This window comes from Bradyrhizobium sp. 41S5, assembly GCF_011516665.3.
Classification (GTDB): Bacteria; Pseudomonadota; Alphaproteobacteria; order Rhizobiales; family Xanthobacteraceae; genus Bradyrhizobium; species Bradyrhizobium quebecense.
Genome location: NZ_CP083721.1, coordinates 4082043 through 4106374, shown reverse-complemented (window position 1 = coordinate 4106374; position 24332 = coordinate 4082043). Strand labels below are relative to the sequence as shown.

General features: G+C 62.5%; 28 protein-coding genes and 2 tRNA genes. 14 read left to right on the top strand and 16 right to left on the bottom strand.

What is annotated here, in order from left to right; translation table 11 throughout:
• Positions 1 to 21: 21 nt before the first annotated feature.
• Positions 22 to 1839 carry a carbamoyltransferase family protein gene (locus HAP47_RS19530; protein WP_173643425.1) on the bottom strand — a complete coding sequence of 606 codons (1818 nt, stop codon included), beginning with the start codon at positions 1837 to 1839 and terminating at the stop codon, positions 22 to 24.
• A gap of 366 nt (positions 1840 to 2205) precedes the next feature.
• Between HAP47_RS19530 and HAP47_RS19525 the strand changes: the two genes are divergently transcribed.
• Positions 2206 to 2472 carry a hypothetical protein gene (locus HAP47_RS19525; protein WP_173643424.1) on the top strand — a complete coding sequence of 89 codons (267 nt, stop codon included), beginning with the start codon at positions 2206 to 2208 and terminating at the stop codon, positions 2470 to 2472.
• 356 nt (positions 2473 to 2828) lie between these two features.
• Here HAP47_RS19525 and HAP47_RS19520 read toward each other — a convergent pair whose 3' ends face one another.
• From HAP47_RS19520 to HAP47_RS19495, 6 genes are all read right to left on the bottom strand, one after another.
• On the bottom strand, positions 2829 to 3605 hold the full coding sequence (locus HAP47_RS19520; protein WP_173643423.1) for a cyclase family protein: 777 nt from the start codon (positions 3603 to 3605) through the stop codon (positions 2829 to 2831).
• 780 nt (positions 3606 to 4385) lie between these two features.
• Complete coding sequence (locus tag HAP47_RS19515) at positions 4386 to 4658, bottom strand: hypothetical protein (protein WP_173643422.1); 273 nt, start codon at positions 4656 to 4658, stop codon at positions 4386 to 4388.
• A gap of 79 nt (positions 4659 to 4737) precedes the next feature.
• Positions 4738 to 4814: transfer RNA gene (locus HAP47_RS19510), tRNA-Pro, on the bottom strand.
• Positions 4815 to 4934: 120 nt separating this feature from the next.
• The gene (locus HAP47_RS19505) at positions 4935 to 5414 is read right to left on the bottom strand and encodes a DUF192 domain-containing protein (protein WP_173643421.1); all 480 of its coding nucleotides are present in this window, start codon (positions 5412 to 5414) and stop codon (positions 4935 to 4937) included.
• A 122-nt stretch (positions 5415 to 5536) separates the two neighbouring features.
• A complete protein-coding gene (locus HAP47_RS19500) occupies positions 5537 to 6199 on the bottom strand; it encodes a cold-shock protein (protein WP_173643420.1) in 663 nt (220 codons plus the stop codon).
• Positions 6200 to 6411: 212 nt separating this feature from the next.
• On the bottom strand, positions 6412 to 7173 hold the full coding sequence (locus tag HAP47_RS19495) for an SIR2 family NAD-dependent protein deacylase (protein WP_173643419.1): 762 nt from the start codon (positions 7171 to 7173) through the stop codon (positions 6412 to 6414).
• Between the two features lie 267 nt (positions 7174 to 7440).
• Here HAP47_RS19495 and HAP47_RS19490 point away from each other — a divergent pair, with 267 nt between their 5' ends.
• Positions 7441 to 7602, top strand: coding sequence for a hypothetical protein (locus HAP47_RS19490; protein WP_171947559.1), 162 nt, complete (start codon positions 7441 to 7443; stop codon positions 7600 to 7602).
• A 136-nt stretch (positions 7603 to 7738) separates the two neighbouring features.
• Here the strand turns inward: HAP47_RS19490 and HAP47_RS19485 are convergent, their stop codons facing one another.
• The 3 genes from HAP47_RS19485 to HAP47_RS19475 all read right to left on the bottom strand — a co-directional run bounded on the left by HAP47_RS19485 (position 7739) and on the right by HAP47_RS19475 (position 9121).
• Entirely contained in the window at positions 7739 to 8026 is a 288-nt protein-coding gene (locus tag HAP47_RS19485) for a hypothetical protein (protein ID WP_173643418.1), read from the bottom strand.
• Positions 8027 to 8346: 320 nt separating this feature from the next.
• Positions 8347 to 8532 (bottom strand): hypothetical protein, encoded by a 186-nt coding sequence (locus HAP47_RS19480; RefSeq protein WP_173643417.1) that lies wholly within the window; start codon positions 8530 to 8532, stop codon positions 8347 to 8349.
• Positions 8533 to 8773: 241 nt separating this feature from the next.
• Positions 8774 to 9121 (bottom strand): GrlR family regulatory protein, encoded by a 348-nt coding sequence (locus HAP47_RS19475; protein ID WP_173643416.1) that lies wholly within the window; start codon positions 9119 to 9121, stop codon positions 8774 to 8776.
• A 168-nt stretch (positions 9122 to 9289) separates the two neighbouring features.
• Between HAP47_RS19475 and HAP47_RS19470 the strand changes: the two genes are divergently transcribed.
• The 3 genes from HAP47_RS19470 to HAP47_RS19460 all read left to right on the top strand — a co-directional run bounded on the left by HAP47_RS19470 (position 9290) and on the right by HAP47_RS19460 (position 11694).
• A complete protein-coding gene (locus HAP47_RS19470; protein ID WP_171947558.1) occupies positions 9290 to 9463 on the top strand; it encodes a hypothetical protein in 174 nt (57 codons plus the stop codon).
• A gap of 789 nt (positions 9464 to 10252) precedes the next feature.
• Entirely contained in the window at positions 10253 to 10705 is a 453-nt protein-coding gene (locus HAP47_RS19465; RefSeq protein WP_173643415.1) for a VOC family protein, read from the top strand.
• 347 nt (positions 10706 to 11052) lie between these two features.
• Positions 11053 to 11694 (top strand): glutathione S-transferase family protein, encoded by a 642-nt coding sequence (locus tag HAP47_RS19460; protein ID WP_173643414.1) that lies wholly within the window; start codon positions 11053 to 11055, stop codon positions 11692 to 11694.
• Between the two features lie 12 nt (positions 11695 to 11706).
• Here HAP47_RS19460 and HAP47_RS19455 read toward each other — a convergent pair whose 3' ends face one another.
• Entirely contained in the window at positions 11707 to 11952 is a 246-nt protein-coding gene (locus HAP47_RS19455) for a hypothetical protein (RefSeq protein ID WP_173643179.1), read from the bottom strand.
• Positions 11953 to 11983: 31 nt separating this feature from the next.
• On the bottom strand, positions 11984 to 12241 hold the full coding sequence (locus HAP47_RS19450; RefSeq protein WP_173643413.1) for a PilZ domain-containing protein: 258 nt from the start codon (positions 12239 to 12241) through the stop codon (positions 11984 to 11986).
• Positions 12242 to 12638: 397 nt separating this feature from the next.
• Here HAP47_RS19450 and HAP47_RS19445 point away from each other — a divergent pair, with 397 nt between their 5' ends.
• The 3 genes from HAP47_RS19445 to HAP47_RS19430 all read left to right on the top strand — a co-directional run bounded on the left by HAP47_RS19445 (position 12639) and on the right by HAP47_RS19430 (position 16216).
• Complete coding sequence (locus tag HAP47_RS19445) at positions 12639 to 13415, top strand: hypothetical protein (RefSeq protein ID WP_173643412.1); 777 nt, start codon at positions 12639 to 12641, stop codon at positions 13413 to 13415.
• A 1064-nt stretch (positions 13416 to 14479) separates the two neighbouring features.
• Positions 14480 to 15145 (top strand): helix-turn-helix domain-containing protein, encoded by a 666-nt coding sequence (locus HAP47_RS19435; protein ID WP_173643411.1) that lies wholly within the window; start codon positions 14480 to 14482, stop codon positions 15143 to 15145.
• A 309-nt stretch (positions 15146 to 15454) separates the two neighbouring features.
• Positions 15455 to 16216, top strand: a complete 762-nt coding sequence (locus HAP47_RS19430; RefSeq protein WP_173643410.1) for an outer membrane protein — start codon at positions 15455 to 15457, stop codon at positions 16214 to 16216.
• A gap of 388 nt (positions 16217 to 16604) precedes the next feature.
• On the opposite strand, the gene HAP47_RS19425 is transcribed toward HAP47_RS19430, so the two are convergent.
• Both HAP47_RS19425 and HAP47_RS19420 read right to left on the bottom strand, forming a co-directional pair.
• Positions 16605 to 16679 (bottom strand) — tRNA-Glu (locus tag HAP47_RS19425).
• A gap of 390 nt (positions 16680 to 17069) precedes the next feature.
• Positions 17070 to 17420 (bottom strand): hypothetical protein, encoded by a 351-nt coding sequence (locus HAP47_RS19420; RefSeq protein WP_173643409.1) that lies wholly within the window; start codon positions 17418 to 17420, stop codon positions 17070 to 17072.
• Between the two features lie 192 nt (positions 17421 to 17612).
• Between HAP47_RS19420 and HAP47_RS19415 the strand changes: the two genes are divergently transcribed.
• Positions 17613 to 18845, top strand: coding sequence for a Zn-dependent hydrolase (locus tag HAP47_RS19415; protein ID WP_173643408.1), 1233 nt, complete (start codon positions 17613 to 17615; stop codon positions 18843 to 18845).
• Between the two features lie 99 nt (positions 18846 to 18944).
• Complete coding sequence (locus HAP47_RS19410) at positions 18945 to 19433, top strand: YciE/YciF ferroxidase family protein (protein ID WP_173643407.1); 489 nt, start codon at positions 18945 to 18947, stop codon at positions 19431 to 19433.
• Between the two features lie 432 nt (positions 19434 to 19865).
• Here the strand turns inward: HAP47_RS19410 and HAP47_RS19405 are convergent, their stop codons facing one another.
• Positions 19866 to 20084 carry a DUF2061 domain-containing protein gene (locus tag HAP47_RS19405; protein ID WP_173643406.1) on the bottom strand — a complete coding sequence of 73 codons (219 nt, stop codon included), beginning with the start codon at positions 20082 to 20084 and terminating at the stop codon, positions 19866 to 19868.
• Positions 20085 to 20293: 209 nt separating this feature from the next.
• Between HAP47_RS19405 and HAP47_RS19400 the strand changes: the two genes are divergently transcribed.
• From HAP47_RS19400 to HAP47_RS19385, 4 genes are all read left to right on the top strand, one after another.
• A complete protein-coding gene (locus HAP47_RS19400; protein WP_173643405.1) occupies positions 20294 to 21331 on the top strand; it encodes a PrsW family glutamic-type intramembrane protease in 1038 nt (345 codons plus the stop codon).
• A gap of 80 nt (positions 21332 to 21411) precedes the next feature.
• Positions 21412 to 21984, top strand: coding sequence for an HdeD family acid-resistance protein (locus HAP47_RS19395; RefSeq protein ID WP_173643404.1), 573 nt, complete (start codon positions 21412 to 21414; stop codon positions 21982 to 21984).
• Positions 21985 to 22219: 235 nt separating this feature from the next.
• Positions 22220 to 23305 (top strand): 3-deoxy-7-phosphoheptulonate synthase, encoded by a 1086-nt coding sequence (locus HAP47_RS19390; RefSeq protein WP_173643403.1) that lies wholly within the window; start codon positions 22220 to 22222, stop codon positions 23303 to 23305.
• 171 nt (positions 23306 to 23476) lie between these two features.
• On the top strand, positions 23477 to 23920 hold the full coding sequence (locus HAP47_RS19385) for a VOC family protein (protein WP_173643402.1): 444 nt from the start codon (positions 23477 to 23479) through the stop codon (positions 23918 to 23920).
• 132 nt (positions 23921 to 24052) lie between these two features.
• On the opposite strand, the gene HAP47_RS19380 is transcribed toward HAP47_RS19385, so the two are convergent.
• Positions 24053 to 24313, bottom strand: coding sequence for a hypothetical protein (locus tag HAP47_RS19380; protein WP_173643401.1), 261 nt, complete (start codon positions 24311 to 24313; stop codon positions 24053 to 24055).
• Positions 24314 to 24332 lie beyond the last annotated feature (19 nt).

The following is a 24332-nucleotide window of genomic DNA, read 5'->3' as shown; positions in this document are numbered from 1 at the left end:
AGCTTGCCTGGAGGACTGTGATCAGCCGCCGCGGCTGCCGTCCTGCGTGGTCGAGGAGACGATGGTGGCGACGTCGCCGAACGTCGTCATCACAGGCGTGACGACCTTGTGCATGGCGGTCTTCGACACCAGCGTGTCGTGCAGCACGAGGTTGTCGATGCCGGTGGTGAGGAAGCAGCTCACCGCATCCTGCGGCGTCTCGACGATCGGTTCGCCCTTGACGTTGAACGAGGTGTTGATCAGCACCGGCACGCCGGTCAGCGCCTCGAACTCTTTCAGCAGGCGATACAGCACCGGGTTGGTTTCTTCCCGCACGCTCTGTACCCGCGCCGAACCGTCGACATGCACGATCGCCGGGATCTTGTCGCGCCACTCCGGCCGCACCGGCTTGGCGATCAGCATGTAGGGCGAGTCCTCCTCGCCCTCGAAGATCTCCTTCATCCGCTCCGCCAGCACGATCGGCGCGAACGGGCGGAAGGCCTGGCGGTGCTTGACGCGGCTGTTGAGGATGTCCTTCATCTCGGCCTTGCGCGGATCGGCGATCAGGCTGCGGTTGCCGAGCGCGCGCGGACCGAATTCAGAGGGCCCCTGAAACCAGCCGATCACGCGCTGGTCGGCGAGCAGCTTCGCGGTATCGCGACAGATATTGTCGCTGCGCTTGGCGTCGACCTGGATGCGCACCAGGAAGCTTTGCAGCGCGGCCGCGACCTCGGCGTCGCTGTAGCGCCGGCCGACATAGGCGTGGTCCATCACGAACGACCGGCGCTGCTTGAGGATCTCCAGCCAGCCGTAATAGGCGCAGCCGATGGCGATGCCGTCGTCGCCGGCAGCGGGCTGGATCCAGACGTTCTCGAAGCCGGCCTCGCGCGCGATGCGCCCGTTGGCCACGCAGTTCAGCGCGACGCCACCGGCGATGCAGAGGTTCTTCGCGCCGGTGGTCTCGCGCAGCCAGCGCGCCCGCGCCAGCAGCACGTTCTCGGTGTCGTCCTGCACCCGCCAAGCGATGTCCTCCCAGTGCCGCATCGACGGGCTCTTGTCCCAGCTGCCGCTGTCGAGCACGAAGGGCTGCTGGTTCTCGGCGCCCCAGAACGGCACGTGCAGCCTGCCGTCCTTCATCTCAAGCAGATGGCCGACCTGCTCATGGCGGCCATAGGGCGCAAGCCCCATCAGTTCGCCGCACTTGTTCCAGTCGCCGAACACATAGGTCGAGACCCGGCTATACAGCGCGCCGAGACCCGGCATGTTGTAGAACTCGTCCGACAGGAGACCGCGCGCCGGCTCCATAAAGACCTTCTTCAGGCATTCGAGCCTGGTGTCGTCGAACCTGTAGTAACTCTCGGACTCGCGGGCGAGCGGTGATGCCCCATCCTGCGGATAGGTTTCCATCGCGTCGACCTGATAATTGCCGACACCGTCGACGATCATCACGACGCCGTCCCTGAACGGCGACACCGCGAACGCGCTATAGGCATGCGCGAGGTGATGCGAGATCGACACCACCTTGTCGGACTTCGCGCGAAACAGCGGATGCTTGATCGCCTTGTTCCGCTCGGCGATCGGCAGGAAGCCCGGCATGTCCTGGTGGAGCATCCGCTCCTCCATCTCGGGCACCGGCAGGATGTAGCTGTTGCGCACCACGAGATCCACGTCGTCGAGCGTGATGCCCTCGGCGGACAGGCAGTAGTCGATGACTTCCTTGTAGAAGCCCGAGGCATGCTTCTCGCGGGTGATGCGCTCCTTGGAGATCGCATAGGCGATCGCGCCGTCACGCAGCAGGCAGGCGCTCACGTCATGGTCGTAGACGTTGAGACCAAGGACGTAGGTGTGTTGTTTCGGCATGGGCACTCTTCGGGGAGGATTCTCAGACGCTCAGAGAACATGATCGTGTCGACTTCAAGTTCTCGACGACATTTTTCCGCGGCTCGCAAATCTCTGCTTCTGTGATGCACAAATCGCATCGGCGCAACGCAAGATGAACAGAATGAACGGCGGATGAACGACAAGATGAGTGTAGCAACCACATCATCCTTTGCAGGCGGGAACGTAACTTGACCTTACCTGTTGGTCTCAATAGAATCGTCACGCTCGCAAGAACCTTAGTGAAACTATTCTCTTAGCATGCTCGAACCGAACGCCGGTCTCGCGCGTCTAGGCGAGACAGCCAGCATCAGTTCAGATGTTTGGAAGTGACTGGAGATATTCGGAATGACTAAACGCTACAATATCCTGACTCGTTGCCTCGCAGCAGTCGCTTTGTTGTTCGTCTATGTCGCAAGTACCTCTGCCATCCTGGTCGGGGCCACCACCTCGCCCGCGCAAGCCTGGCGCGGTGGCGGACGTGGCTATGGCTATCGCGGTGGCTGGGGTCGCGGCCGCGGGTGGGGCTATGGCCGCGGCTATGGCTACTACGGCGGTTACGTCGGGCCCCGTTGCTGGTGGACCCCGCGTGGTGTTCGCGTTTGCCGGTGGTAACAACCGACGGCCGATACAAGCGATATTGAAGACATCAATCAGGTGCGTCGGTCCCGGCGCACCTGATTTTCTTTTTGCGGCTTGGTTGTCCTGCTGGGACTGGTTTACCGGCTGGGACCTGGCTCATCTCCGGCACGCAAGAAAGAGCCCCGGGAGACGCCGGGGCTCTAGTCACGGGAGAGAACGCTTCAGAAATCGGGACGCGAGGACGAGCCGCCGGCCCGATCACCCAATGCATCTACGACGTGCATAAGAGCAGATTCGGCTGCCTCTGGCTGTAGCCATGCCGCAACAACCTGCCGTAATGCACAGCATGTCCACGGGTTCCCGAACTGGGCGGAACAGCCCGAAGGCGCCTAATCGTCGAGGATCGCGACCGCCCTCGTCCACCCCGCCGACGCCCGCTCGATCTTCACCGGGAAGCACGACACCATGAATCCGGTCGACGGCAATTGCTCGAGATTGTGCAGCTTCTCGATGTGGCAGTAGCCGATGTGGCGCCCGGCCTTGTGGCCTTCCCAGATCAGGCTGGCGTCCCTGGTCTCGGCGTATCGCTTCGCAGTGAAGACGAACGGCGCATCCCAGCTCCAGCCGTCGATGCCGGTCAGCCGCACGCCGCGATCGAGCATATACATCGTCGCCTCATAGCCCATGCCGCAGCCCGAATTGACGTAATCAGCCTGACCGTATTTCGCGCCGGCGCTGGTGTTGACGACGACGATCTCGAGCGGCGACAGCGTATGGCCGATCCGCTTCAGCTCGGCTTCGACATCGCCTGCGGTCGCGACGTAGCCGTCAGGCAGATGGCGGAAGTCGAGCTTCACGCCCGGCTGAAAGCACCATTCCAGCGGCACCTCGTCGATCGTCCACGAGCGCTCGCCGCGGTTCATGGTCGGATGGAAATGCCAGGGCGCGTCGAGATGCGTGCCGTTGTGCGTGGAGAGCGAGACCTGCTCGACGGCCCAGCCCTGCCCGTCAGGTAGATCCGCAGCCTTCAGCCCATCGAAGAACTGCAGCATGCGGGGCAGCCCTTGCTGGTGGTCGATATACTGGATGGTCGGGTGATTGCCCGGCGGATCGGCCGGAACGTCGTTCTGCAGGGGAACGGAGATATCGATCAGTCTGCGCGCCATGGTGCTTCCTCGCGGATTGGTCTTGTCAGGCTGAGCCAACCTGCCAGTCCGCGCGCACCATCGGCAAGCCACATCCGCTCGAGATCAGGTTTCGGTCCGCCCCCTGTTGCGACAGCGGCAAGGCGCCGCGACGTTGAACCTATTTCCCGCGGAGGACGACCCATGGGCACTGGGGATTTCAGGGCCCAGTATTCGGCGACGCCGTCTGGACGACCCATATTCCGTCCAGGCGGCGTTGTTGCGTCAGGCAAGACATCCCGGCCGAAGCGTGGTTACCCGTGCCAGAACGCTGTTCACGCACAGAGAGCCACAGAAACAATCCGTGTCCTCATGTCGCGCGGATTGCTGGTGGTGTTGCCACGGCGATACAGAGATACCCTTACAACGATGCTAACCCACCTGCATCTGAATCAAGACGGGGTTGCGTCGTGTCGGGATTTGATCACTGGAACGGTGCAAATAGAGCTTACGCGTCCGCCGAAGCGCCACATCTGCGCGATGAGCAGCAGCAGTTTGACCGCTATCACAAATTCGACGACGCCATCTCGCGACCGTCGGAGAGTGGCAAAAGAACCGTGATCCTGGATCGCTACAACCCGCCTGCTCGTTGATCTGGTCAGCGCCCGGGCGGCTGAAGTTGCGACGAGCGGAGCGCGGGGCTTCGGTCCCGCGCTTGCTCTTTCAGGATGCCAACTGACCACGATTTGTGGATCAGCGGAGCGTCGTGATGTGCTTGTCGCGGACCCGGCTGATTCGGATCCCCCACATTGGCAAGCCCGATCAGCGAGAGCATGTCGCCACGGGCGTGCGTGCCGCGCTAGCCTCACCGGCTAGCTGACCATCAGGATCCGCAAATTCAGGAATGCTCCTCGCGACGAAGGCGATTCGCTGTTTCACAATCGCTAGCAGATCAACAGAGATCCCATCGTTTTGAGCGACCGCGACGCCAGCGATTACTTCTAATCCAGTCGGCATTCGCTTCGTCGGTCGCAGCCGCTCAACAAGTTCGGCGAGTTCGGTGGCCGGATCGGTAAGTTCGACGGACTTGTCCAAGACGCCGCCCTCTTCCTTCCCAGACGCAAAATCCGGGAAGTAAAAAGCCTCGAAAAACCTATCAAGTCTTTGATTTGAATGGTCGGGGCAGCTGGATTCGAACCAACGACCTGCAGTACCCAAAACTGCCGCGCTACCAGGCTGCGCTATACCCCGACATTTCCGAGAAGCCCCGTGGATACACGCTTCAGCCAGCGCCAGCAAGGCGCTGGTGCGGGACTTCCGGCTGGGACATCGGCAACGGTTACCCGCCCGGAAACCGCTGGGAACAGGGAGCTAGTGGCCGCCGAACAGCGGGTGGCCGACCCGGTCGCCGGGCTGGATGCCGTATTTCTGCGCGGTGCCGGCAATCACCTCGAGGACGCCCCTGGCGAGCCCCCGCGACGGAATGATCTTGGTCGACATCGGCTCAGTGTTTTCGGCTATCCGCAGGATGCGCCCGTCGGCGCGGATGAAGATCATGTCGAGCGAGATGTAGGTGTTCTTCATCCACATCGACACTTCCTGCTCCGGCGTGAAGTCGAACAGCATGCCTTTGCCGTCCGCGAGCTCCTTCCGGTACATCAGGCCGGTCTCCTTCTCCTGCTCGGTGGTCGCCATTTCGACGGAGAAGACGTGCACGCCTGACTTGGTGACGATCTCGAGCGGCTGGACGCTGGCAGCCTGCGCGGCTGGGGCCAGCAGCGCGCCGAACATCATGACGAGGGAGGCCAGAAGCCACGGGCGAAGCCGCCCAACCATGCGATCGAAATCCATCGACAAATACTCACACCGGGGAAGATTTTCCGGCGGACCCTAACCCGATGATCGCGGCAAATGCCAGAGCCCTGACCGCTCGCCGACGGCTCACGTTTCCGTCAGGGAGTCCAGCGCGGGGCTCAGTGCGACGACAGCGCCGACGGACCGGTCTCCGGGTGAATCTCGGCGGCCATCATGCCCTTGGAGCCCGGCCCGAACCGTACCAGCACGTACTGGCCGGGGCGCAGCTCGGTCATGCCGAAGCGGCGCAGCGTCTCCATGTGCACGAAAATGTCGGGCGTGCCCTCCCCGCAAGTCACGAAGCCGAAGCCGCGCAGCCGGTTGAACCACTTGACCTGTGCACGCTCGAGCCCGCTGGTCGCGGTCACGGTGACATGGGTTCGCGGCGGCAGCATCTGCGCCGGATGGATCGCAGTCGACTCGTCCATCGAGACGATGCGGAAGGCCTGGTAGCCCTTCGCGCGCTGGACGCACTCGACGACGAGCCGCGCGCCCTCATAGGCGGTCTGATGGCCGTCGCGCCGCAGCACCGTCACGTGGAGCAGGATGTCGGGCCAGCCATTGTCGGGGACGATGAAGCCGTAGCCTTTCGAGGCGTCGAACCATTTGATGACGCCGGAGACTTCGACGAGGTTGGCCGCGGCGTCGCCGAGACCGGAGAAGGCATCCATCGCCGGATCGCGCGGCGCGCTGCCATACTCGCCTTGTGCAATCCTGCTTTGCCCAACTCCGCCTATGGGCGGTCCGCCGAGCTTCTTGGACTCAAATCCGTCCGACCCCATGACCCCGGACCCCACACATCAAATGCAGAGCGCCGACGTTGCGGCGCACCCTGTACACGCTGCTCTCCATGACCAACTCACTTGGACAACTCACCTGGACGCTGCGCGAATCTCTCAACCAAAAGATAACACTCCCGCTTGCCGGGCATAGCTAAAAAACGATTCTTGCCGGAACTATGAACAGGCTTGCACAGCCGCGAATCAATCAGGCGTCAATTGCCTACGAACGGACCAAGCGTGTCGCCGATGTCATGCCGGATCACCAGGTCGGCGACGTCGTCCTGATCGGTCGGCTCGTTGTTGATGATCACGAGCCGCGCGCCGCTCTCCTTCGCCATCATCGGAAAGCCTGCGGCGGGCCACACCACCAGCGAAGAGCCGATCGCCAGGAACAGGTCGGAGTGCCTTGCGAGTTCCGCCGCGCGACGCATCGCATCCTCGGGCATCGACTGCCCGAACGAGATCGTCGCGGTCTTCACCGGATCGCCGCACTCCGCGCAGTCGGGCGCAGCGCCGGTCTTGTCGAAGTGCAGCCTCACCCACGCGAGGTCGTAGTCCTTGTCGCAACCGATGCAGCGGGCGTAGGTGGTGTTGCCGTGCAGCTCGATGACGTCATCGGCCTTGAAGCCCGACGCCTGATGCAGATTGTCGATGTTTTGCGTGATGATGCCGGGAACCTTGCCGGCCCGGTAGAGTGACGCGAGCGCACGATGCCCGCGCCCCGGCTTGGCGGCCGCAAATGTCGGTTCCATCGCGAAGCGCCGACGCCATGACTCGTCGCGCGCTTCCTGACTGGCCACGAACTCGTCGAACGGGATCGGCCGGTTGCGCGTCCACAACCCGCCAGGCGAGCGGAAGTCGGGAATGCCGCACTCGGTGGAGATACCCGCCCCGGTGAAGGGCACGATCGACGATGCCTCGGCAATCATGTTGCCGAGCCGCTCGACACCGCTGCGCAGATCTTTTGCAATCACTGGGAATGATCCGGTTGGCCGGCCGCGACTATAGCATGGTCGGCGCGATTGCGAGCTCAACCATCACGCGAGCAATCGGCGGTGAGGCCGCGGTGATCGGGTTGCGTTGGCGACCTGCTCCGCCAGCGCGTCAGCCTCGTCGCTGTTCCGCTGCCTTTTCGGCTGCCTTGGCTTCATCACAATCCTGCAAAGTCTGCTCCGCATTGACGCCCAATTCACTGATGCCAATGCGCGGCGGGGATAGGACCATGACGAAGAGGATGGGCAATGGCCGATCAGAAAGACAGTGCCGCGCGCGAGCGCGAAGAGATCGTCGCACGCGTTGCCAGCTTCCGCGCGACGCAGCAGAAGTTCGAGCGCGATCGCCAGGAATATTACGACAACACGCTTGGCAATGTCTGGAGTGGATTGCAGCGCAAGAGCGCTTGATGTCGCGGCGACCGCGTGCGCTCACCGGAGCACGATCACACGGCGAGCCATTGACCACCCGAGCCCACTTCCGCGCGATCACACCATGACGCGCAGTTGAGAAAGCCCGGAGCTTTGTGCTCCGGGCTGGTCGCCGTTACCAGTAGTGACGGTAGTAGTGGTGCCGATAATACGGGCCGCGATAATAGGCGTAGGGTCCGGGACCATAGTAGCCGTAGCGCGGGCCATAGTAACCCGGATAGTAGCCGGGCCCGTAGTATGGGCCATACGCGCCGTACGCTGCGCCTGCGGCGCCCGCGGCGAGTGCGCCGGCTGCCAGACCGAAAGCCAAGCCAGGGCCGATGCCACGCGCCTGCGCCGGCGCGCTGACCATCGTTGCGCCCACTGTCGCAACCGCCGCCAAAACTGCCAATGTCCTTTTCATGGCCAATCTCCTCACGTGGATATGGGCACCAACGCGGGCGCAAACGGATGGTTGCAGCAAAACGCCCCTTCAGATCCCGCAGCCACGCGATAGCGCAAAGCTACCATCGGTTAGCGCTGGAACAAAAACACAACCTCAATGATTAGCTTGACCGTGAGCGAGGTTGGCATCGATGCCGGCGTGGATGGAGCTGCTGCTGAATGTGATGGGCTTTGCCGGCTTTATCGGCATCGCGATGTATCACAAGCATCCGAACGGGAAGCTGCCGGACTGAGCGCCGGGGCGCGGCTCGGGTCGACGATTCTAGTTTGATTTCGGCTCTAGTTTGATTTCCGCGCCTCTCCTGCCGTGCGGACCAGCCGGTCCGCCTTTACGAGCACCTTGCCGCTCTCCGGCTGCGGCCGAAGCCAGAAGCTGATCGCGACAAAGGCGGAACAGATCAGCAAGCCCGCCACCATCACGCGCCGGTGGGTCGGTCTGTCAGCGCTATGGAACGATGGCGTCATGGCTGTCACCTACGACCATCCCTACCGCAATCACAGGTGGTGACAACGCGATGCTGCTCTTAACCTAACCCGGTAGGGTTAGCGGTGGCCCGGTAAGGTGTCGTTGGGATGCCTGAGGCCGCGGCGACATCAGCCACAACGATATCCCGCATTTGTCCGCAGCAAATCCACAGCTGCTGCAAGTCGATTTGCCGAACAGAATGCGAAGCTTGCTGCGCACTCATCCACAGCCTTGCCGCAATCAGGCGTCGGCCAGCCTTTTCAGGGTTGCCTGGAAGCTCAGGCTGCGGGTTCCAACCAGCACGGTCCCGAACACTTCGGCCTGGTCACCGCTGAAGGTGCCGGAGAAGCCGCTCGTCACCTCCTGGCCGGCGAACAGCGGCCGGGCGAACGGATCGGACAACGGGGAATGCTGGTTGGTCCTGAGATGCCCCTTCCAGGTGCCCTCGCCCGCAGTGTAAGCCCCGACCGACCAGAAATACGGCCCGCCGCCGATCAGCAGACCATCGCGCAGGATCAGGACGCCGCTATCGCGGCCCCGCACGCCGTCCATCATATGGATATGGATCGAATAGAGCCCGTTCCTCATCGATCGCGCCGTCCGGTCCCAAAGGCCCGCAGTATGACCCCAAGCAGGGCGGCAGGCGAGCGGGGCCGATACCGCCCGGCCGCCGATTCGAACCGAAAGCGCGGGCCCAGGCGCTTACAAATCGTTAAGAAAGCCCTGACAGGGTTCGACGGCCGGAGGGAGAGAGCCATGCTCGTTTACCCCGTACCTGTCGAAGTGACGCAAGCCAGAGTGCAGCTCGTCGTCGATCAAACGGCGAAGGAGCAGCCGCGCATCATCAGCGAGGATGTGCTCGACGTCTTCGCCGCGAAGAACAAGGCCGACCGCGATGCCGTCGAGACCATTCTCGACATCAAGGTGTGAGATCGCAACCGGCCAACTGCGTTTGCATTGCACACGCGGCGGCGCGCGCCGGCGCATATCGCGCGTGATCCGGGGCCCACCGCCAGGCCGGCCCTGAACGCCCGCAAATCCCCCTCGCCGGGCTTTTCCTTTGAACCTTTTTCGCAGCGCCAAGACAAAAGTGCGCTGGGGATTTCAGGGCCCAGCGTGTGGCGCAGCGCTGTGGGACGAGGATATTCCGTCTACGCGGCGCTGTTGCATTTTATAAATTCAACCTTAAGTTTGGTCCCCAACAGTTGACGGCTCACGCCCTGAGAGATCCCCAGTCCGTCAACTGGGAAAGCCCCGCATCCAGCCTGCGGGGCTTTCTATTTTGGGGAGGTGGAACCTGCCGGCGCGCGCACCGTTAGATGGCTGGTTGCCGGCACGATCTCCCCAAGGCCGGCCGGCATCAGACCTCGCGAGCCCACTCGCGGGGTTTTGCTTTTTAGAGGAGGTCCAACCTCGCGCGTCCTTGATTGGCGATGATGGGCATTCGATGAGATAGAGGGCCGTGCCTCCAAGGCTCGACCACGAAAGCCCCGTTCCAGAATTTTCCTGGGCGGGGCTTTCTCGTGTTGCGTACTGCGCAAGCATGGCATGGTCACTCGGCGCGCGCGAGCGCTCGCGAAAGCTTGAGAACGCAAACGCCCGGAGCGGTCGGCAAAAGTCATGCGGGCCCCCTGCCCCGCGCCGCGTTTTGCTGCTATTTCTTGGCGCGTCTCCGCCCGAGCCAAAACAAAATCTCTGAATTCCCAGGAGGACAAGAAAATGCGCTATCTGCACACCATGCTGCGCGTCCGCAATCTCGACGTCGCGATGAAATTCTATCAGGACGCGCTGGGGCTGAAGGAAGTGCGTCGCATCGACAATGACAAGGGCCGCTTCACGCTGGTGTTTCTCTGCGCGGAGCAAGATCTCCATCTGCTCAAGTCGCTGCCGCAAAGCCGCGGCGCGCCGCTGGTCGAACTGACCTACAATTGGGACGAGGAGAAATATGGCGAGGACCGCCATTTCGGCCATCTCGCCTACGAGGTCGACGACATCTACGCGACCTGCGAGAGGCTGATGAAGATGGGCGTCACCATCAATCGTCCGCCGCGCGACGGCAACATGGCGTTCGTGCGATCGCCCGACCTGCACTCGATCGAGCTCCTGCAGAAGGGCGATCCGAAGGCGCCGGCCGAACCATGGGCCTCGATGCCGAACACCGGGCACTGGTAAACGCCGCGCCGGCGCACACGTTCCTATCCGCGTTTCTCGATCGGTGAAACGCGGAGCGATCGCGAGGAACATGACGCAGCAGTTGACGTTGCCTCCTCACACGAATGCGAGGAGGCGAGGAGATGGGAAAAGGACTTTTGCTTTGGCTGTTGGGTGTGCCGATCCCGGTGATCATCGTGCTGTGGTTGCTGTTCGGTCACTGACTGCGCTTTGACTGATATCGACGAGGCTCTGCCGCATCGCGGCGGAGCCTCTTTTTTTGCGCTCGGTACAATTCACCACGCGCTTTTCCCTGACGGTTCGGCTAAGAACGCGCCCAAAGCACAACAGCGGAAAGAAAGCGCGTCATGGACAGCAAGCCGCAACTGACGATCTGGGGCCGGGCCAATTCGGTCAATGTGCAGAAGGTGCTCTGGTGTCTCGCCGAGCTCGACCTGCCCTATCAGCGCATCGATGCCGGCATGCAGTTCGGCAAGAACGATCAGGCGGACTATCTCGCGATGAATCCGAATGGCCGCGTCCCGACGCTGGTCGACGGCGACTATGTGCTGTGGGAATCCAATTCGGTGATGCGCTATCTCTGCATGGCCTACGGTCAGACCTCGCCGGTCTATCCGCAGGCGCCGAAGGCGCGCGCCGCCGTTGACCGCTGGCTCGACTGGACGCTGTCGACGCTGCAACCGGTCGAGCGCCCGCTGTTCTGGGGGCTGGTGCGCACGGCGCCGGACAAACGCGACATGCTCCAGAGCCAGAAGGACGCCGATGCCGCGGGCGCGGTGTGGCGCGTCGTCGAGGCGCAGCTTGCAAGCCGCCGCTACGTCGAGGGCGATCAGTTCACGATCGCCGACGTCGCGCTCGGCGCCTTTGCGCGTCGCTGGTTCGGCGTCGAGGGCGTCACGAAGCCGAAGCTGCCCCATCTCGAACGCTGGTTCGGCGAGATCGCGCAGCGGCCGGCCTTCGTGCGCATCGTCGCGCCGCCGATGTCGTGAGCGGCAATCCGCTCAGCGACCGCCGGACACCCCCGCACCGACACTGATGGCGCCGCCGAGCCTCACGCAGGTGTCGGAGCCCTCGACCTTGACGAAGCCCGGTCCGTACGAGGAGCAGGGATTGCTCCGCGCAACGGATTTCGACGGCAGCGTTCTGCCGGCATCGGGCGGCGTCTGGAAATTGCGGCGGTCGCCGGCCTGCGCGAACGCAGCGGCGGGCAGCAGGACGGCGATGACGGCGAAGCAGGTCTTGCGCATCTGGCCTTTTATCGCGCGCGGCGAGATCAGGCTAGCGCACGAATCTGACGCCGAACGTCTTGCCCTCGCGCCAGACCACTTCGCAGGCGCGCCCGGTGCGGGCGTCGCGCGAAAATGCCAGCCGCAGCTTGGCCGGCAGCGTGTTGTTGTCCCGCACGGTGATTTTTGCGCCCGACGGGGAAATGTCCTCGACCACGCACGGCCGGGCGGCGAATCCGCCGTCGAGCGTGATCCAGCCGGATTGGCGCAGTGATTTGCGCGTTTCGCGCTTCTTGGACCCTAAAGCCATCAGATCATCCCCGGGCTCACGCCTATCGCCATGGGCTTACCAAAGGGTTGCGAAATATCGGCGGATTGCGATGATTGTGCCGTTGTTCACAGCGAGCCGAACCGCATGGCAAGGCGGCGTTCGCCTCCGATAATTTCCGGTTTGGCGCCGATGGCGCTCCCTAGCGGCGCGGATCACCTCCTCGGCGATGCTGTTGATGTCTCGGGATAATTCGTAATTTATTGACTTCTAGCCGCCGGTTCTAGGATGCTGGTTTGCAACAAAACGTCCAACAGGGTCCGATGCCGTAGCGTCTCACCAAGCGAAAAGGGGTACTGGCATTTCGTGCGGCGGGTGCCACCCGAGTTCACAGCTGTCGACCCTCGCGGGATCGTCAAACAGTCGACCAAAATTCGCGTTGCCGACGATCGATCTGGCAACCGCGCCGGCCGGATCGCGGACCAGCTGGATATTGACCTTGAGGCATCCTGGAGGTCGCCGCGGCCAGGGAACGCGGGACGCCACCGTCGCGCTCGAGGAGGCCCGGCACCGCGCGCACGCCCTGCAGCTCACATACAGGCGGGTCGATGATGTCGCCCGGGAGGCCCTTGCGGAGATCCTCCGCCGGATCGATGCCCTCGCGGTGGGTGATCGGCGGCATGACCCTGCCACGGCCGCGGCGACTCTGGGCGGCGTCGACCTGCCCGAGATCAAACTGTCCGGCCTCTGCGATGAGTTCGAGGTCGCCAAGAAAACGACGATCGCCAAGATGTCGGCCGGTCAGTTCAAGAAATGGAAGAACGGCAAGAAACACGCGATCGAGCTGCTGATCACGGTCATCGGCGACAAGGCCAACACGCGGCTGACGCGCGATGACGTCCTGAAATATACCGACCACTGGATCGAGCGCGTGGTCGACGGTGAAGTCCTGGCCGCGACGGCCAATCGCGACCTGACGCACATCACCGGCATGCTCTCGGCCGTCTCCAAACGTCATAGGCTCAATCTGGACCGCGTGTTCGCCGGCGCCAGGCTCGAAGGCGACGCCCCGCCGTCTATCTATCAATTCTGTCTCTTCACGATCTCAAACCCCTTTGCCTGCAATTCCAGCAGTATGCCCTGCGCCAAGTGCGCGCACTCTTCGGGTTTGATCCAATGTGGGCTTCTCCAATCGGGATCGTCTTCCCTTGGGTAACTGGTGAATGCCGAGCGAATGGCGGCTTCGATTACGTCTAGGGGATTGTCCGACATCTGCAGCCCTCACGCGTTCGGCCAACTAATCAAATCCCAGAAATGGGCTAAGAAGCATGCGCCGACCGGCAGTCATTCGGCAGCTCTCTCATTAGACCGATGGCACCGACATCAATGATTTGATCTAGGTCAAGGTCGCGCCGTCAGGTGCAGATAGTGGCCCATACTGACAATTGTCGTGGCGCGAAGACCGGAAATAGCGGGTGGGACTTGATATGGATCAATGCACCATTGACGGATCGGGTCGGTCTGAAAGCATTCAAACCAAAATAGCGCCGCCTCAGTGCGGGCCAAGAACCTGATCGGGAGAAGTGCATGAAAACGCTAACGGTAGTCGGCGCGGCCCTCGGGGCAGCGATGTTGTGTTTATCTCCCGTTTCGCTTCACTTGTCGCCTACGGGAACTGTCGTTATCTCCTTGGACAAAGCTGACGCTCGTGTCGGTCGCCCGCTCACACCTGGCAGCGTCGCGGGGGTTCATAGGAGAGTGCATCGGCGCGCGTACTACGGAGCTGCGGTAGGTGCGGCTGCCGTCGGAGCAGCGGCTACCGGAGCGTACTATTACGGCCGACGCTGCGGTTACTATCCATATCCGCCGTGTTGAGAACGTCAGAACCAGCGGCAATGAGGTCGTCGAACGAGTCCGCCGACGTCCGCATCTGGCCCACAACGCTGGGTCGTCGGTTTCTGCGCTGGCGGCCCAAGCAGGATATTTCGAACCCGCATAACAATGTCCCTAGTCGGCCTGCGTCGATCGGATCGTCGTATCGTTGAGTCAGAGCAAGGAAGCGTGCGCCCGTCTGGCAAAAGCCGACAGCTATGCGGATATCTTTTGAGTGTCATTGGCACAAACTGCACATGCGCGTCAGACCCCGCCGCCGTCCTTCTCAAGCGAAACTAATTTACGGAGTTCGCTTTTTCCGATATAATTGCGATTTCTAGTTGATGGATTGAATTCAGTCGCCTGCCGTTCGTCTCGCAGTTTTGGACTCATGTGCGGGAGTTCATGATGTTGGTCAGGGTCAAGGGATCGAGCCACCAGCCATCCGACGGACGCTTAGCTGCCCTCGCTGGCGAGCGCGTCTTCTCCAGTGAGTACACGTATCGCAGAGGGGCTGAGCTTTTTGGCGAGGGAGAGGATGCCGAGTACGTCTATCAAACCATTTCCGGAGCAGTGCGGACTTATAAGCTGCTTCCCGATGGTCGCCGCCAGATCAACTCCTTCCACCTGATCGGAGACATGTTCGGATTGGAGAACGGCGCAATCCATCGCTTTACAGCCGAGGCGATTGTTGAAACCAAAGTTCGCATAGTACGACGGCGTAGCCTTCTCGATGCAATGGCCAACGAATCTACGGGCGTAACGAACCTGCTCAGTCTGATCACCCTCAACCTTCAGCACGCTGAGAACCACATGCTTCTTCTGGGCCGAAAGAGTTCGCTGGAGAGAGTGGCCGCGTTCCTGATTGAAATGGACGAACGGCTGGTTCATCCGGACGAACTGACCTTGCCGATGAATCGTCGCGACATCGCCGATTATCTCGGACTGAAATTGGAAACTGTGTCGCGGGCACTCTCAACCATGCGAGATAAAAGGATACTCCGCTTCAACGGGGTGACACAGAGGCAAGTCGTCCTGATGGACCGGGAAGGACTCGCAAAACTCGACGCATGAACTCAAGCGGGACGGATCGCGAGCTGTTTCAGTCGTCATGAGACGGGGTTCTCGCTCTTGGTGCGAATTGTCGCCCCCAATCTCGAGCGAGGTGTGGCGGTCCCCTTCGGCGCTATCCAGAAGGCGGAGCCTAATTCTTAATCTGCGTTAACACCTTACCCTCGAAATTTGGCAGGCGGGTGTGGCCTTTCCGTTACATGATACCGGCAGCATCCATCTTACAATTGGTGGTGGAATCGTGAAGTGGGCGCTCCTGCCTTGGCCGAAAACGCTTCGGGGACTACGGAAGCGGACTTGGAGGAAATTCACATGAAAAAGCTGTTGGTTGTTGCGATTGGTGCGATGGCGCTGAGCACGTCGGCACCGGCAAGCGCCGCGGATTTGGCGGCCCGTCCCTACACCAAGGCGCCGCCCCCGATGGTGGCGCCGATTTATGACTGGACCGGTTTCTACATCGGCGCCAACGGCGGCTGGGGCCAAAGCAACAATTGCGTGGATTTCGTTACAGTTGCAGGGACAGTGGCAAGCGGTTGCCGTGATCGTTCGGGAGGCGTTTTCGGCGGGCAAATCGGGTATCGCTGGCAAGCCAATCAGTTTGTATTCGGATTGGAAGCACAAGGCGATTGGGCTGACCTCAGCAACACGCGCGTCAGCCTGTTCGATCCGACGCTCTCAACCCGCGTGAAGACTGACGGCATCGGCCTCTTCACAGGCCAACTCGGTTGGGCATGGAATGCGACCCTGCTCTACGTGAAGGGCGGCGCGGCCGTGACCAGCAATCGCCTTGATATATTCGACACTTTCACCGGGCTCGGTCTGGTCTCGGCAAGTAACACGCGCTGGGGCGGCACAGTGGGTGTCGGCCTTGAGTATGGCTTCACACCAAACTGGTCTGTCGGTGTTGAATACGACCATCTGTTCATGGGGCATTCGAATAACTCCTTCTCCGTCGCCGATCCGCGCCTTGCGGCCGTGCTCAACGACCGGATCAGCCAAGACGTCGATATGGTCACCGTCCGGTTTAACTACCGCTTCGGCGGCTACGGCGCCCCGGTCGCGGCGCGATACTGACCTCGTCTAGTACGCTTTTTCCCGTAAATTAGGCCGGCAGAGATGCCGGCCCTTTTTTTGGAGAAGAGTCTTTCGGACCATGATTTTGCTCGCCGCGTTTTTTCAGCGCGGCCATGAATAGTGTTGCGGCGACAATCGAACTAGCTTCGCGCCAGGAGCTCGTTAGAGAAACCGGTGCGCCCCGATCCTGAGCTCAGCGCGGCGAGTTAATGATCGTTCCGGGGTGCAAAAAAGCGCAGCTTGTCAGCGCACTTTCCCGTCGTTTAGACGCCGCGAACAAGTTAGGGACAGATCGCATTTCGTCGCCGTCCAACAAAACGTCCAACAGAAAAATGCCACCGGCTTAAGGGTTTGAAATTGTTGCAGCTTTTATGAAAGGTTTGCGCGATGGCGCTCCCTAGCGGAATCGAACCGCTCTCTCCACCGTGAAAGGGTGGCGTCCTAACCGATAGACGAAGGGAGCAAAAACTCCCGGCAAATCAATACGTTACACGTGAGATATGCCAGACTGGCCGCTACCGGCGAACGGCCGCGACGGGCGAACGTATAGTGGCGATTGGCCGGACGGGCAAGCGTCGAGACACGCTTTTTCCCGGACTGCCGCCCAGGCGGGAGATTACCTGCACGACAATCCGGCCTCGATCGAGGTCCAGAAGCCGCAATGCGACGGCACATGCGCATGGGCCCGCGAACCGCCCCCATGAATCAGGATGGCGGCTGCTAGCGCCACGACGACGGCGGGAACAATGAGTCTACGGAACGACATTCTTCGGAACGACATGGGCCTGCGCATCGAACGACATCGTGACCTAACTATGGCCTGCAGGCCGGATCGACGTCTGGCGACAGCGCGCTAGTGATTGGTCACGCTCGCGACGTCCTGCCGGTTGGTCGGCTGCGCCGCGGCCGCCGCCACCGGCGTCTGCTTGATGCAGGTGCTGCAGATCACGAGCTTGCGCGCCAGCCGGTCGTCGGCATCCGCTTCCGACAGTTGCGTCTCCGCCACCGCCGGCGACACATTCCGCGCATGGCGTCGCGGCTGCGGCTGATTGGGATCCTGCCCGGCGCCGTCCCAGGCCAGCGGACCGGTTCCCGGCGGCGGGGTCGTCATGCTGTATTGCTGCGAGACCTGCGCGCAGGCGCCGAGCGCGATCGGGAGAAACAGCATAGCGGCCTTGCGAGCCCAGTTCCGGAATGCAGACATGATCACACTCACACGCTATTCGTACCGAGACATCAGACCTGCGACCTAAGAGCAGAACCGCTAAGAAATCGTTTGCCCTGATTGTTCCGTCGCATCCAACCGCGACGGCATCAAGACGGGATTGCGGCGCCAAGACGTAGATCAAGGCGTAGATCAAGACTCAAACCAAAGACGCTCATCCGGAGTCCAACCATGCCAGGCATCAACGGTCGCTTCGACGGCAAGCGCGTGCTCGCCGATCTCAATGCGCTGCGCGCGATCGGCGCCTACAAGACCGGCGTGCACAAGCCGACATTCTCGGAGCCGCATCTGCGCTCGCTGGACTGGCTTGCGGCCCACCTGCCCGATGCCGAACTCACCGCGACGATCGACGGCATCGGCAATGTGTTCGGCACAAGTGCGAAAGCAGGACCGAAGCTGCTTGCGGGCTCGCATCTCGAAAGCCAGAACCATGCAGGCTGGCTCGATGGGCCGCTCGGCGTGATCTATGCGCTCGAAGCCGCGCGCGTCATCAATGGCGATCCCGGCATCAACGGCGCGGTCGAGGTCGCCGCATGGTGCGACGAGGAGGGACATTTCGGCAGTTTCCTCGGCAGCCGGTCGTTTGCCGGCGCCGTGACCGAGGCCGACATCGATGCTGCGCGCGACCGCTCCAGCGATCGCACCATGCGACAGGCGTTGCACGATGCGGGTTTCGCCGGCCGCCCGCGCCTCACCGCCGAGCTTGGCCGCCATATCGGCTATCTCGAAGCCCATATCGAGCAAGGCGACACGCTGGAGGCCAGCCGGCTCAAGATCGGCGTCGTCACCTCCATCGTCGGCATCTGGCAATATCGCATCACCTTCACCGGCGAGCAGAACCATGCCGGCACCACGCGGATGGCGGCGCGCAAGGATGCCGGCCTGGCGCTGGCGCGGTTCTACGTCGCAATCGACGACAGCTTCCCTGCGCTATGCGGACCGCGCACGGTCTGGACCACCGGCCGCATCACGCTGGACCCGGGCGCGCCGAGCATCATCCCAGGCCACGCCGAGATGCTGTTCCAGATCCGCGACGACAATCCCGAGGTGATCGCGCGGCTCGAGGCGCACCTGCATCGCCTGGCGGAAGACGCCACCGCGCGGGGTCGCTGCGGCGTGAAGGTCGAGCGGATCCGCACCGGCGTGCCCGCGATGATGACGCCTGCGTTCCAGGATGCGATCGAGGCCGCGAGCGCCGCCTGCGCCGGCGGCAAATCAATCCGCATGCCGAGCGGCGCCGGCCATGACGCCCAGGTCCTCGCCACCATCATGCCGGCGGCGATGCTGTTCGTGCCGTCGATCGGCGGCATCAGCCATCACTGGAGCGAGAACACCGACGACGCCGACATCGTCACCGGCGCCGAGGTGTTCGTCGAAACCTGCCGACGCCTGCTGACGCAATGATCGGTTCAGCTGGCTCAAGCTCCAGCCACCACAAATAGGAACATCGCATCTGCGCCCGTGTTGGGATCGCGAAATCAACCGTTGCGATGGAGAAAGTCAATGCCGGAGAAAGACCTCAGCGCCCTGTTCCTCGACACCCTGAAGGACATCTACTACGCCGAGAAGCAGATCTATAAGGCGCTGCCGAAGATGGCCAAGGCAGCGTCATCGGATAAATTGCGCGCAGCCTTCGAGAAGCATCACGAGGAGACCGAAGGCCAGATCGACCGGCTCGAGAAGATCTTCGAGCTGTTGGGAAAGCCGGCGCGCGGCAAGAAGTGCGACGCGATCGAGGGGATCATCGACGAGGGCAAGGAGATCATGGACGAATACGCCGACACGCCGGCGCTCGATCCTGGCCTGCTTGCCGCCGCACAGGCGGTCGAGCACTACGAAATCTCCCGCTATGGCACGCTCAAGGCATGGGCCAGCAGGCTGAGCATGAACGACGCGGTCAAGCTTCTCGATCAGACCCTGGCTGAGGAAAAGAAAACCGACGACGCGCTGACCAAACTGGCCGTCGCAGCCATCAACGCTGAAGCAGCCTGAGATGTGCCTCGGCCCGCCCGGGGATTGTTCCAATTGCAGGAACATATTGCCGTGCGGGCCGTTGGTCATCGTCATCGCCCCGCACGCGGCATCTATCGGTGACGAGCACGCCATCACGCGCTCCCGCCCTCCCCAACAAGATGGAGCAGCGTTCCATGCAGCGTCGCCGGTCCGCGATTCCGGCTCCGAAGTAGCCGTTCGCAGAGACGGCGGAGGCCGCCAACCTTCAGCCCCGGCAATGAGCGACGAACCAATTCGCCAACGTCCTGCGACACTCCCGCCGTCCCGAATTGCCCAACAGCGTGAACACTGTTTTCAATCCAGAAGTGGATGTTGTTCTCGCGCACCTGCACGGCCCCGCAAATCCAGCGGGGTCTATCATTGCCCGGTCCGTTCCCAGAAAATCCTGCCTTGTCGCACCGGTCGCGCGGGTCAGGCGCGCCGTCCGAACGGAACAACTGCCCAGACCCGCTCGTGTACGTAGTACCATGCGATCTTGGTGACGATCTCGAGTCCGGCGATCGAGCCGGCGAGCGCGACCTTGCCGGTCATGAACCAGCTGATGGCGAAAGTATCGAGCGTCCCCAATGTCCGCCAGCTGACGGCTTTGAGGATCGATCGCGTGTGACTCTCTGCTGCGCGTAAATGCACCCGGTAACGTCTCCCGTCTGATCGAACACTTCTATCATGCCGTTCGCCGGCGCGCTCGCGGCCGCCGCGCAATCCTCCAGGATCCAACCGTGCCAGCCGCCGGATACAGCCAAACGTGAATTCCCAAGCGCGTGTCCGCGACCGCCGGCCACCTTGCAAAGTGCTGGGTTTGCGGCCATTTTTGCCTTTCACGAGAACAGATTGACCCCATGTTGTTGCTTGAGTCGCTTCCGACTGTGATTGGCGCCGCCGCCATTGCGCCCGCGCTGCTGGTGCTGTGGCTGGTGATTGCCGCCGACGAGCGCCCCGGACCGGCGGTGCAGGTGTGGCTCGCCTTCGTGCTCGGCGCGGCCAGCATCTCGCTGCTCGGCCTGGCGCGAATTCCCTTCAATGCCCTGCTTGCCATTCCCGACAATCCCTGGGCAACGCAGGCGGTCCGCGCGGCGTTCGGCGTCGCGGCACCGGAGGAGATCGTCAAGGTCCTCGTCATCGTCGCCATCTCGACCCGCCGCCGCGCCTTTGCCGATCCGATGGATACGGTGGTGTATGGCGCGGCCGCGGGCCTCGGATTTGCGGCCTACGAGAACCTCGCCTATCTCGTCCAGCACAAGGACATGTGGCGGGCGCTCGCGGCGTTGCGCAGCGTGCTCACGGTGCCGTTTCACGGCGCGCTCGGCATCATTGCCGGCGCCTACCTTGCGATCGCGCGCTCCGGCGGCGCGCTCGGCGCCTACCGCGGCCACCGCGACTGGGCGCGCATCACCAACTGGGCGCTGGTGCTGGTCGCTCCGGTCGCGCTGCACACGGCGTTCGATTTTCCGCTGCTCGCGCTCCAACGCATTCCCGATCTCAGCTCGACCACGCGCCTGCTGCTTGGTTCGGCGAGCGTGCTGATCGGCTTCTCCTCGATCGGCTTTGCGATCCGCCTGGTGCGCCGCCTCGGCAGGCATCATGCGCCGCGCACCGACGTCGCGCGCGAGCGGCTGAGCCAGCTGCGGCGAATGTGGGCACTGCTGTTGGTCGGCGGCGGCACCGGCTTTGCCGGGGTCTCGTTCCTGCTCACGTCGCTGCATCACTGGTACGTCAATCCCGAGCGCAATGCGTCGTTCATCCTGGTCCCGATCGGCCTCACCTCGATCCTGATCGGACTGGCGCTGCTGGTCGCGACCACCGCGGTCTATTTCCTTGGCCGCAACCGGATGCGGACCGCCGCGGAGGGCTTTCCGTCGGCGCCGGGCCAGAGCTAGGATACGCCGCACGCTCGCAGACCCCGTGCTCGAAGACTTGAAGCTCGCAGACTTTACGGTTGCAGATTTGGAGAGCCGCGATGACCCTGTCCAACGATCTCGACAAACTGCGATCGGAGATGAAGGCCGCGGTCAAGCAACACTGGAAGGCGTTCCTGTTCGAAGGCATCCTGCTCGTGATCCTCGGCATCGCGGCGATGATCGTGCCGACATTCGCGGGCCTCGCCGTCACCATCTTCCTCGGCTGGATGTTCCTGATCTCAGGCATCGGCGGACTGATCGTGACCTTCTGGGCGCGCAACATGCCGGGCTTCTGGTGGTCGCTGATCTCGGCCGCGCTCGCCGTGCTGGCCGGCATGGTGCTGCTGGCCCGTCCAGTGCAGGGCGTGCTGACGCTGACCATCGTCGTCGGCGCCTATTTCGTCGCCGAGGGCGTCGCCACCATCATGTATGCGCTGGAGCACCGTCGCGAATTGTCGGGACGCTGGTCCTGGCTGCTGATCGCCGGCCTGATGGATATCGTGATCGCCTTCTTCATCATCGCGGGCCTTCCGGAGTCGGCGGGCTGGGCGATCGGCCTCCTGGTCGGCCTCAACCTGATGTTCGGCGGGGCGACCCTGATAGGTATGGCGTTGGCGGCGCGCAACACCTGACGGCGAACCGGCTCACCCGCGGTTTTGGGGGGTGACAGGCCGATATCCGTCGGGTATAGAGCCCGCCATGATCACCGTCGCCACCAGCTATTTTTGGTACTTTAGCTACGACAGCTCGCTGGCGGCAGGAGGATCGCGCTCAATCTGAAGAATTGCAGCAAACGTCCAAAACAAGCCGCCAGACCTGGCGGCTTTTTTGTGTGCCGGCAGGTCCCGAAATCCAAAGGAGCCAGCCGTGTTGAGTACGACAGACGATCTTCGCATCAAGGAACTAAAAGAGCTCAGTACGCCCGAAGAGGTGATGCGGGAGGTCCCGCGCACCCTGACGGCGACCCGCGTCGTGATGGGCGCCCGCAACGCCATCCACGCGATCCTCAACGGCACCGATGACCGCCTGCTGGTCGTCGTCGGCCCCTGCTCCATCCACGATCCCGCGGCGGCCGTCGATTACGCCGAGCGTCTCGCCAGCCTGCGCGAACAGCTCGCCGACCGCCTCGAGATCGTGATGCGGGTCTATTTCGAGAAGCCGCGCACCACCGTCGGCTGGAAAGGCCTGATCAACGATCCCGATCTCGACGGCAGCTTCGACATCAACAAGGGCCTGCGCCTTGCACGCAACGTGCTGTCGGCCGTGAACAATCTCGGCCTGCCGGCCGGCACCGAATTCCTCGACATGACGACGCCGCAATACATCGCCGATCTGGTCTCCTGGGCCGCGATCGGCGCACGCACCACCGAGAGCCAGATCCATCGCGAGCTGGCGTCCGGCCTGTCGTGCCCGGTCGGCTTCAAGAACAGCACCGACGGTGGCGTGCGGATTGCGGCGGACGCGGTGAAATCGGCGTCGCACCCGCACCATTTCATGGCGGTCACCAAAGGCGGCCGTTCGGCGATCGCCGCGACCAGCGGCAACGAGGACTGCCACGTCATCCTGCGCGGCGGCCGGGTGCCGAACTATGATGCAGCAAGCGTCGATGCTGCCGCGGCCGAGCTCGGCCACGCCGGCGTCGCGCCACGGCTGATGATCGACACCAGCCACGCGAACAGCAGCAAGAAGCCGGAGAACCAGCCGCTGGTTGCCGCCGACATCGCACAGCAGGTCGCAAGCGGCGACCAGCGCATCATCGGCGTGATGATCGAGAGCAACCTTGTCGCGGGACGCCAGGACGTCGTGCCGGGCAAGCCGCTGACCTACGGCCAGAGCATCACGGACGGCTGCATCGATCTCGCGACGACGGCTGACGTGCTGAAGCAGTTGGCCGATGCCGTCGACGCCAGGCGCAGCGTGCGGCGTGACGGCCTGCAGGAGCGTTCGGCCTGACGCGGCCGAATGGATTTGTGCTTGCTGGCGGTGCGCACCGGATCGCGCTCCGCCAGCTTCCGGGCATCGGCGAGTTGGCACCCCTGCGAGCGCGAGGCTTCCAATTTGGGTGCATATGACGGGTTTTGGGTGTCTAATGGTCGCTGGGCTCTGTAGGAAAGGGATTTCCCAATGAGCGTAAACATCGAGCAGAAGAGCTACGAGATGCCCCCGCAGGAGGGGATCAGCATAGCGCAATTTCTCACCGTTACCGATATCGAGCGATCGGCTCGCTACTACGAAAAGGTTTTCGGCGCACGCATTCTGAGCCTCGGAGACGGCAACGCGCCAGGGTATCTTCAGCTCGCAAATATCTGGATGATCCTGAACGTCGGGGGCGGACCGACGCCGGACAAGCCCACAGTATCGCTCAGCGTTCCAGACCCCAACCACATCAACAGCTTCTTGAATATCCGTGTTGCGGACATCCAAGCCTGCTACCAATTATGGAAAAGTCGAGGAGCCGAGTTCATCACGCCGCCATTGGAGAAGTACGGCGAGTGGCGCTGCTACATCCGTGATCCCGATGGCTATCTCATCGAGGTGGGACAGAGCACCACCCTCAAGTATGGCTAGCAATCGCCCAGAGTGAGGATTTAGCGCTTACGAACTGTGCACGGGGGGCGCAAAGCTTTGCGCCCACACCTTATCGCGTGATGCCGATGCCGCGTAGCGTAGATCCGGCACCGTGCCGACGCTATTGCTGGCTCAGCAGCCGCGGCAGATGCTCTTGATCTTCTTGTCGAGCGCAGCGTCTTCCTTGTTCGCGGTGTTGTTCGGATCGCTGATATTCTTTTCATTGGGAACGTCGCCGCGGCGCGGCTGACGATGTCCGACCGGCGCCTCCGGCGCGGGCGCGTTCTTCTGCATGGAGGACGATCCGCCCTGTTGCTGCGCCCATGCCTGGGACGTACCAACCTGGGGCGCTCCAACCATCATCAGAGCCATCAACAAAACAGTCTTCCGCATCTCGCGTCTCCGCTTCTCA

Excerpts from the sequence above, each read along its gene's own strand:
- HAP47_RS19530 (WP_173643425.1), bottom strand. The coding sequence starts at position 1,839 with ATGCCGAAACAACACACCTACGTCCTTGGTCTCAACGTCTACGACCAT.
- HAP47_RS19525 (WP_173643424.1), top strand. The coding sequence starts at position 2,206 with ATGACTAAACGCTACAATATCCTGACTCGTTGCCTCGCAGCAGTCGCT.
- HAP47_RS19520 (WP_173643423.1), bottom strand. The coding sequence starts at position 3,605 with ATGGCGCGCAGACTGATCGATATCTCCGTTCCCCTGCAGAACGACGTT.
- HAP47_RS19505 (WP_173643421.1), bottom strand. The coding sequence starts at position 5,414 with ATGGATTTCGATCGCATGGTTGGGCGGCTTCGCCCGTGGCTTCTGGCC.
- HAP47_RS19500 (WP_173643420.1), bottom strand. The coding sequence starts at position 6,199 with ATGGGGTCGGACGGATTTGAGTCCAAGAAGCTCGGCGGACCGCCCATA.
- HAP47_RS19490 (WP_171947559.1), top strand. The coding sequence starts at position 7,441 with ATGGCCGATCAGAAAGACAGTGCCGCGCGCGAGCGCGAAGAGATCGTC.
- HAP47_RS19485 (WP_173643418.1), bottom strand. The coding sequence starts at position 8,026 with ATGAAAAGGACATTGGCAGTTTTGGCGGCGGTTGCGACAGTGGGCGCA.
- HAP47_RS19480 (WP_173643417.1), bottom strand. The coding sequence starts at position 8,532 with ATGACGCCATCGTTCCATAGCGCTGACAGACCGACCCACCGGCGCGTG.
- HAP47_RS19475 (WP_173643416.1), bottom strand. The coding sequence starts at position 9,121 with ATGAGGAACGGGCTCTATTCGATCCATATCCATATGATGGACGGCGTG.
- HAP47_RS19470 (WP_171947558.1), top strand. The coding sequence starts at position 9,290 with ATGCTCGTTTACCCCGTACCTGTCGAAGTGACGCAAGCCAGAGTGCAG.
- HAP47_RS19465 (WP_173643415.1), top strand. The coding sequence starts at position 10,253 with ATGCGCTATCTGCACACCATGCTGCGCGTCCGCAATCTCGACGTCGCG.
- HAP47_RS19460 (WP_173643414.1), top strand. The coding sequence starts at position 11,053 with ATGGACAGCAAGCCGCAACTGACGATCTGGGGCCGGGCCAATTCGGTC.
- HAP47_RS19455 (WP_173643179.1), bottom strand. The coding sequence starts at position 11,952 with ATGCGCAAGACCTGCTTCGCCGTCATCGCCGTCCTGCTGCCCGCCGCT.
- HAP47_RS19450 (WP_173643413.1), bottom strand. The coding sequence starts at position 12,241 with ATGGCTTTAGGGTCCAAGAAGCGCGAAACGCGCAAATCACTGCGCCAA.
- HAP47_RS19435 (WP_173643411.1), top strand. The coding sequence starts at position 14,480 with ATGTTGGTCAGGGTCAAGGGATCGAGCCACCAGCCATCCGACGGACGC.
- HAP47_RS19430 (WP_173643410.1), top strand. The coding sequence starts at position 15,455 with ATGAAAAAGCTGTTGGTTGTTGCGATTGGTGCGATGGCGCTGAGCACG.
- HAP47_RS19420 (WP_173643409.1), bottom strand. The coding sequence starts at position 17,420 with ATGTCTGCATTCCGGAACTGGGCTCGCAAGGCCGCTATGCTGTTTCTC.
- HAP47_RS19415 (WP_173643408.1), top strand. The coding sequence starts at position 17,613 with ATGCCAGGCATCAACGGTCGCTTCGACGGCAAGCGCGTGCTCGCCGAT.
- HAP47_RS19410 (WP_173643407.1), top strand. The coding sequence starts at position 18,945 with ATGCCGGAGAAAGACCTCAGCGCCCTGTTCCTCGACACCCTGAAGGAC.
- HAP47_RS19400 (WP_173643405.1), top strand. The coding sequence starts at position 20,294 with ATGTTGTTGCTTGAGTCGCTTCCGACTGTGATTGGCGCCGCCGCCATT.
- HAP47_RS19395 (WP_173643404.1), top strand. The coding sequence starts at position 21,412 with ATGACCCTGTCCAACGATCTCGACAAACTGCGATCGGAGATGAAGGCC.
- HAP47_RS19385 (WP_173643402.1), top strand. The coding sequence starts at position 23,477 with ATGAGCGTAAACATCGAGCAGAAGAGCTACGAGATGCCCCCGCAGGAG.
- HAP47_RS19380 (WP_173643401.1), bottom strand. The coding sequence starts at position 24,313 with ATGCGGAAGACTGTTTTGTTGATGGCTCTGATGATGGTTGGAGCGCCC.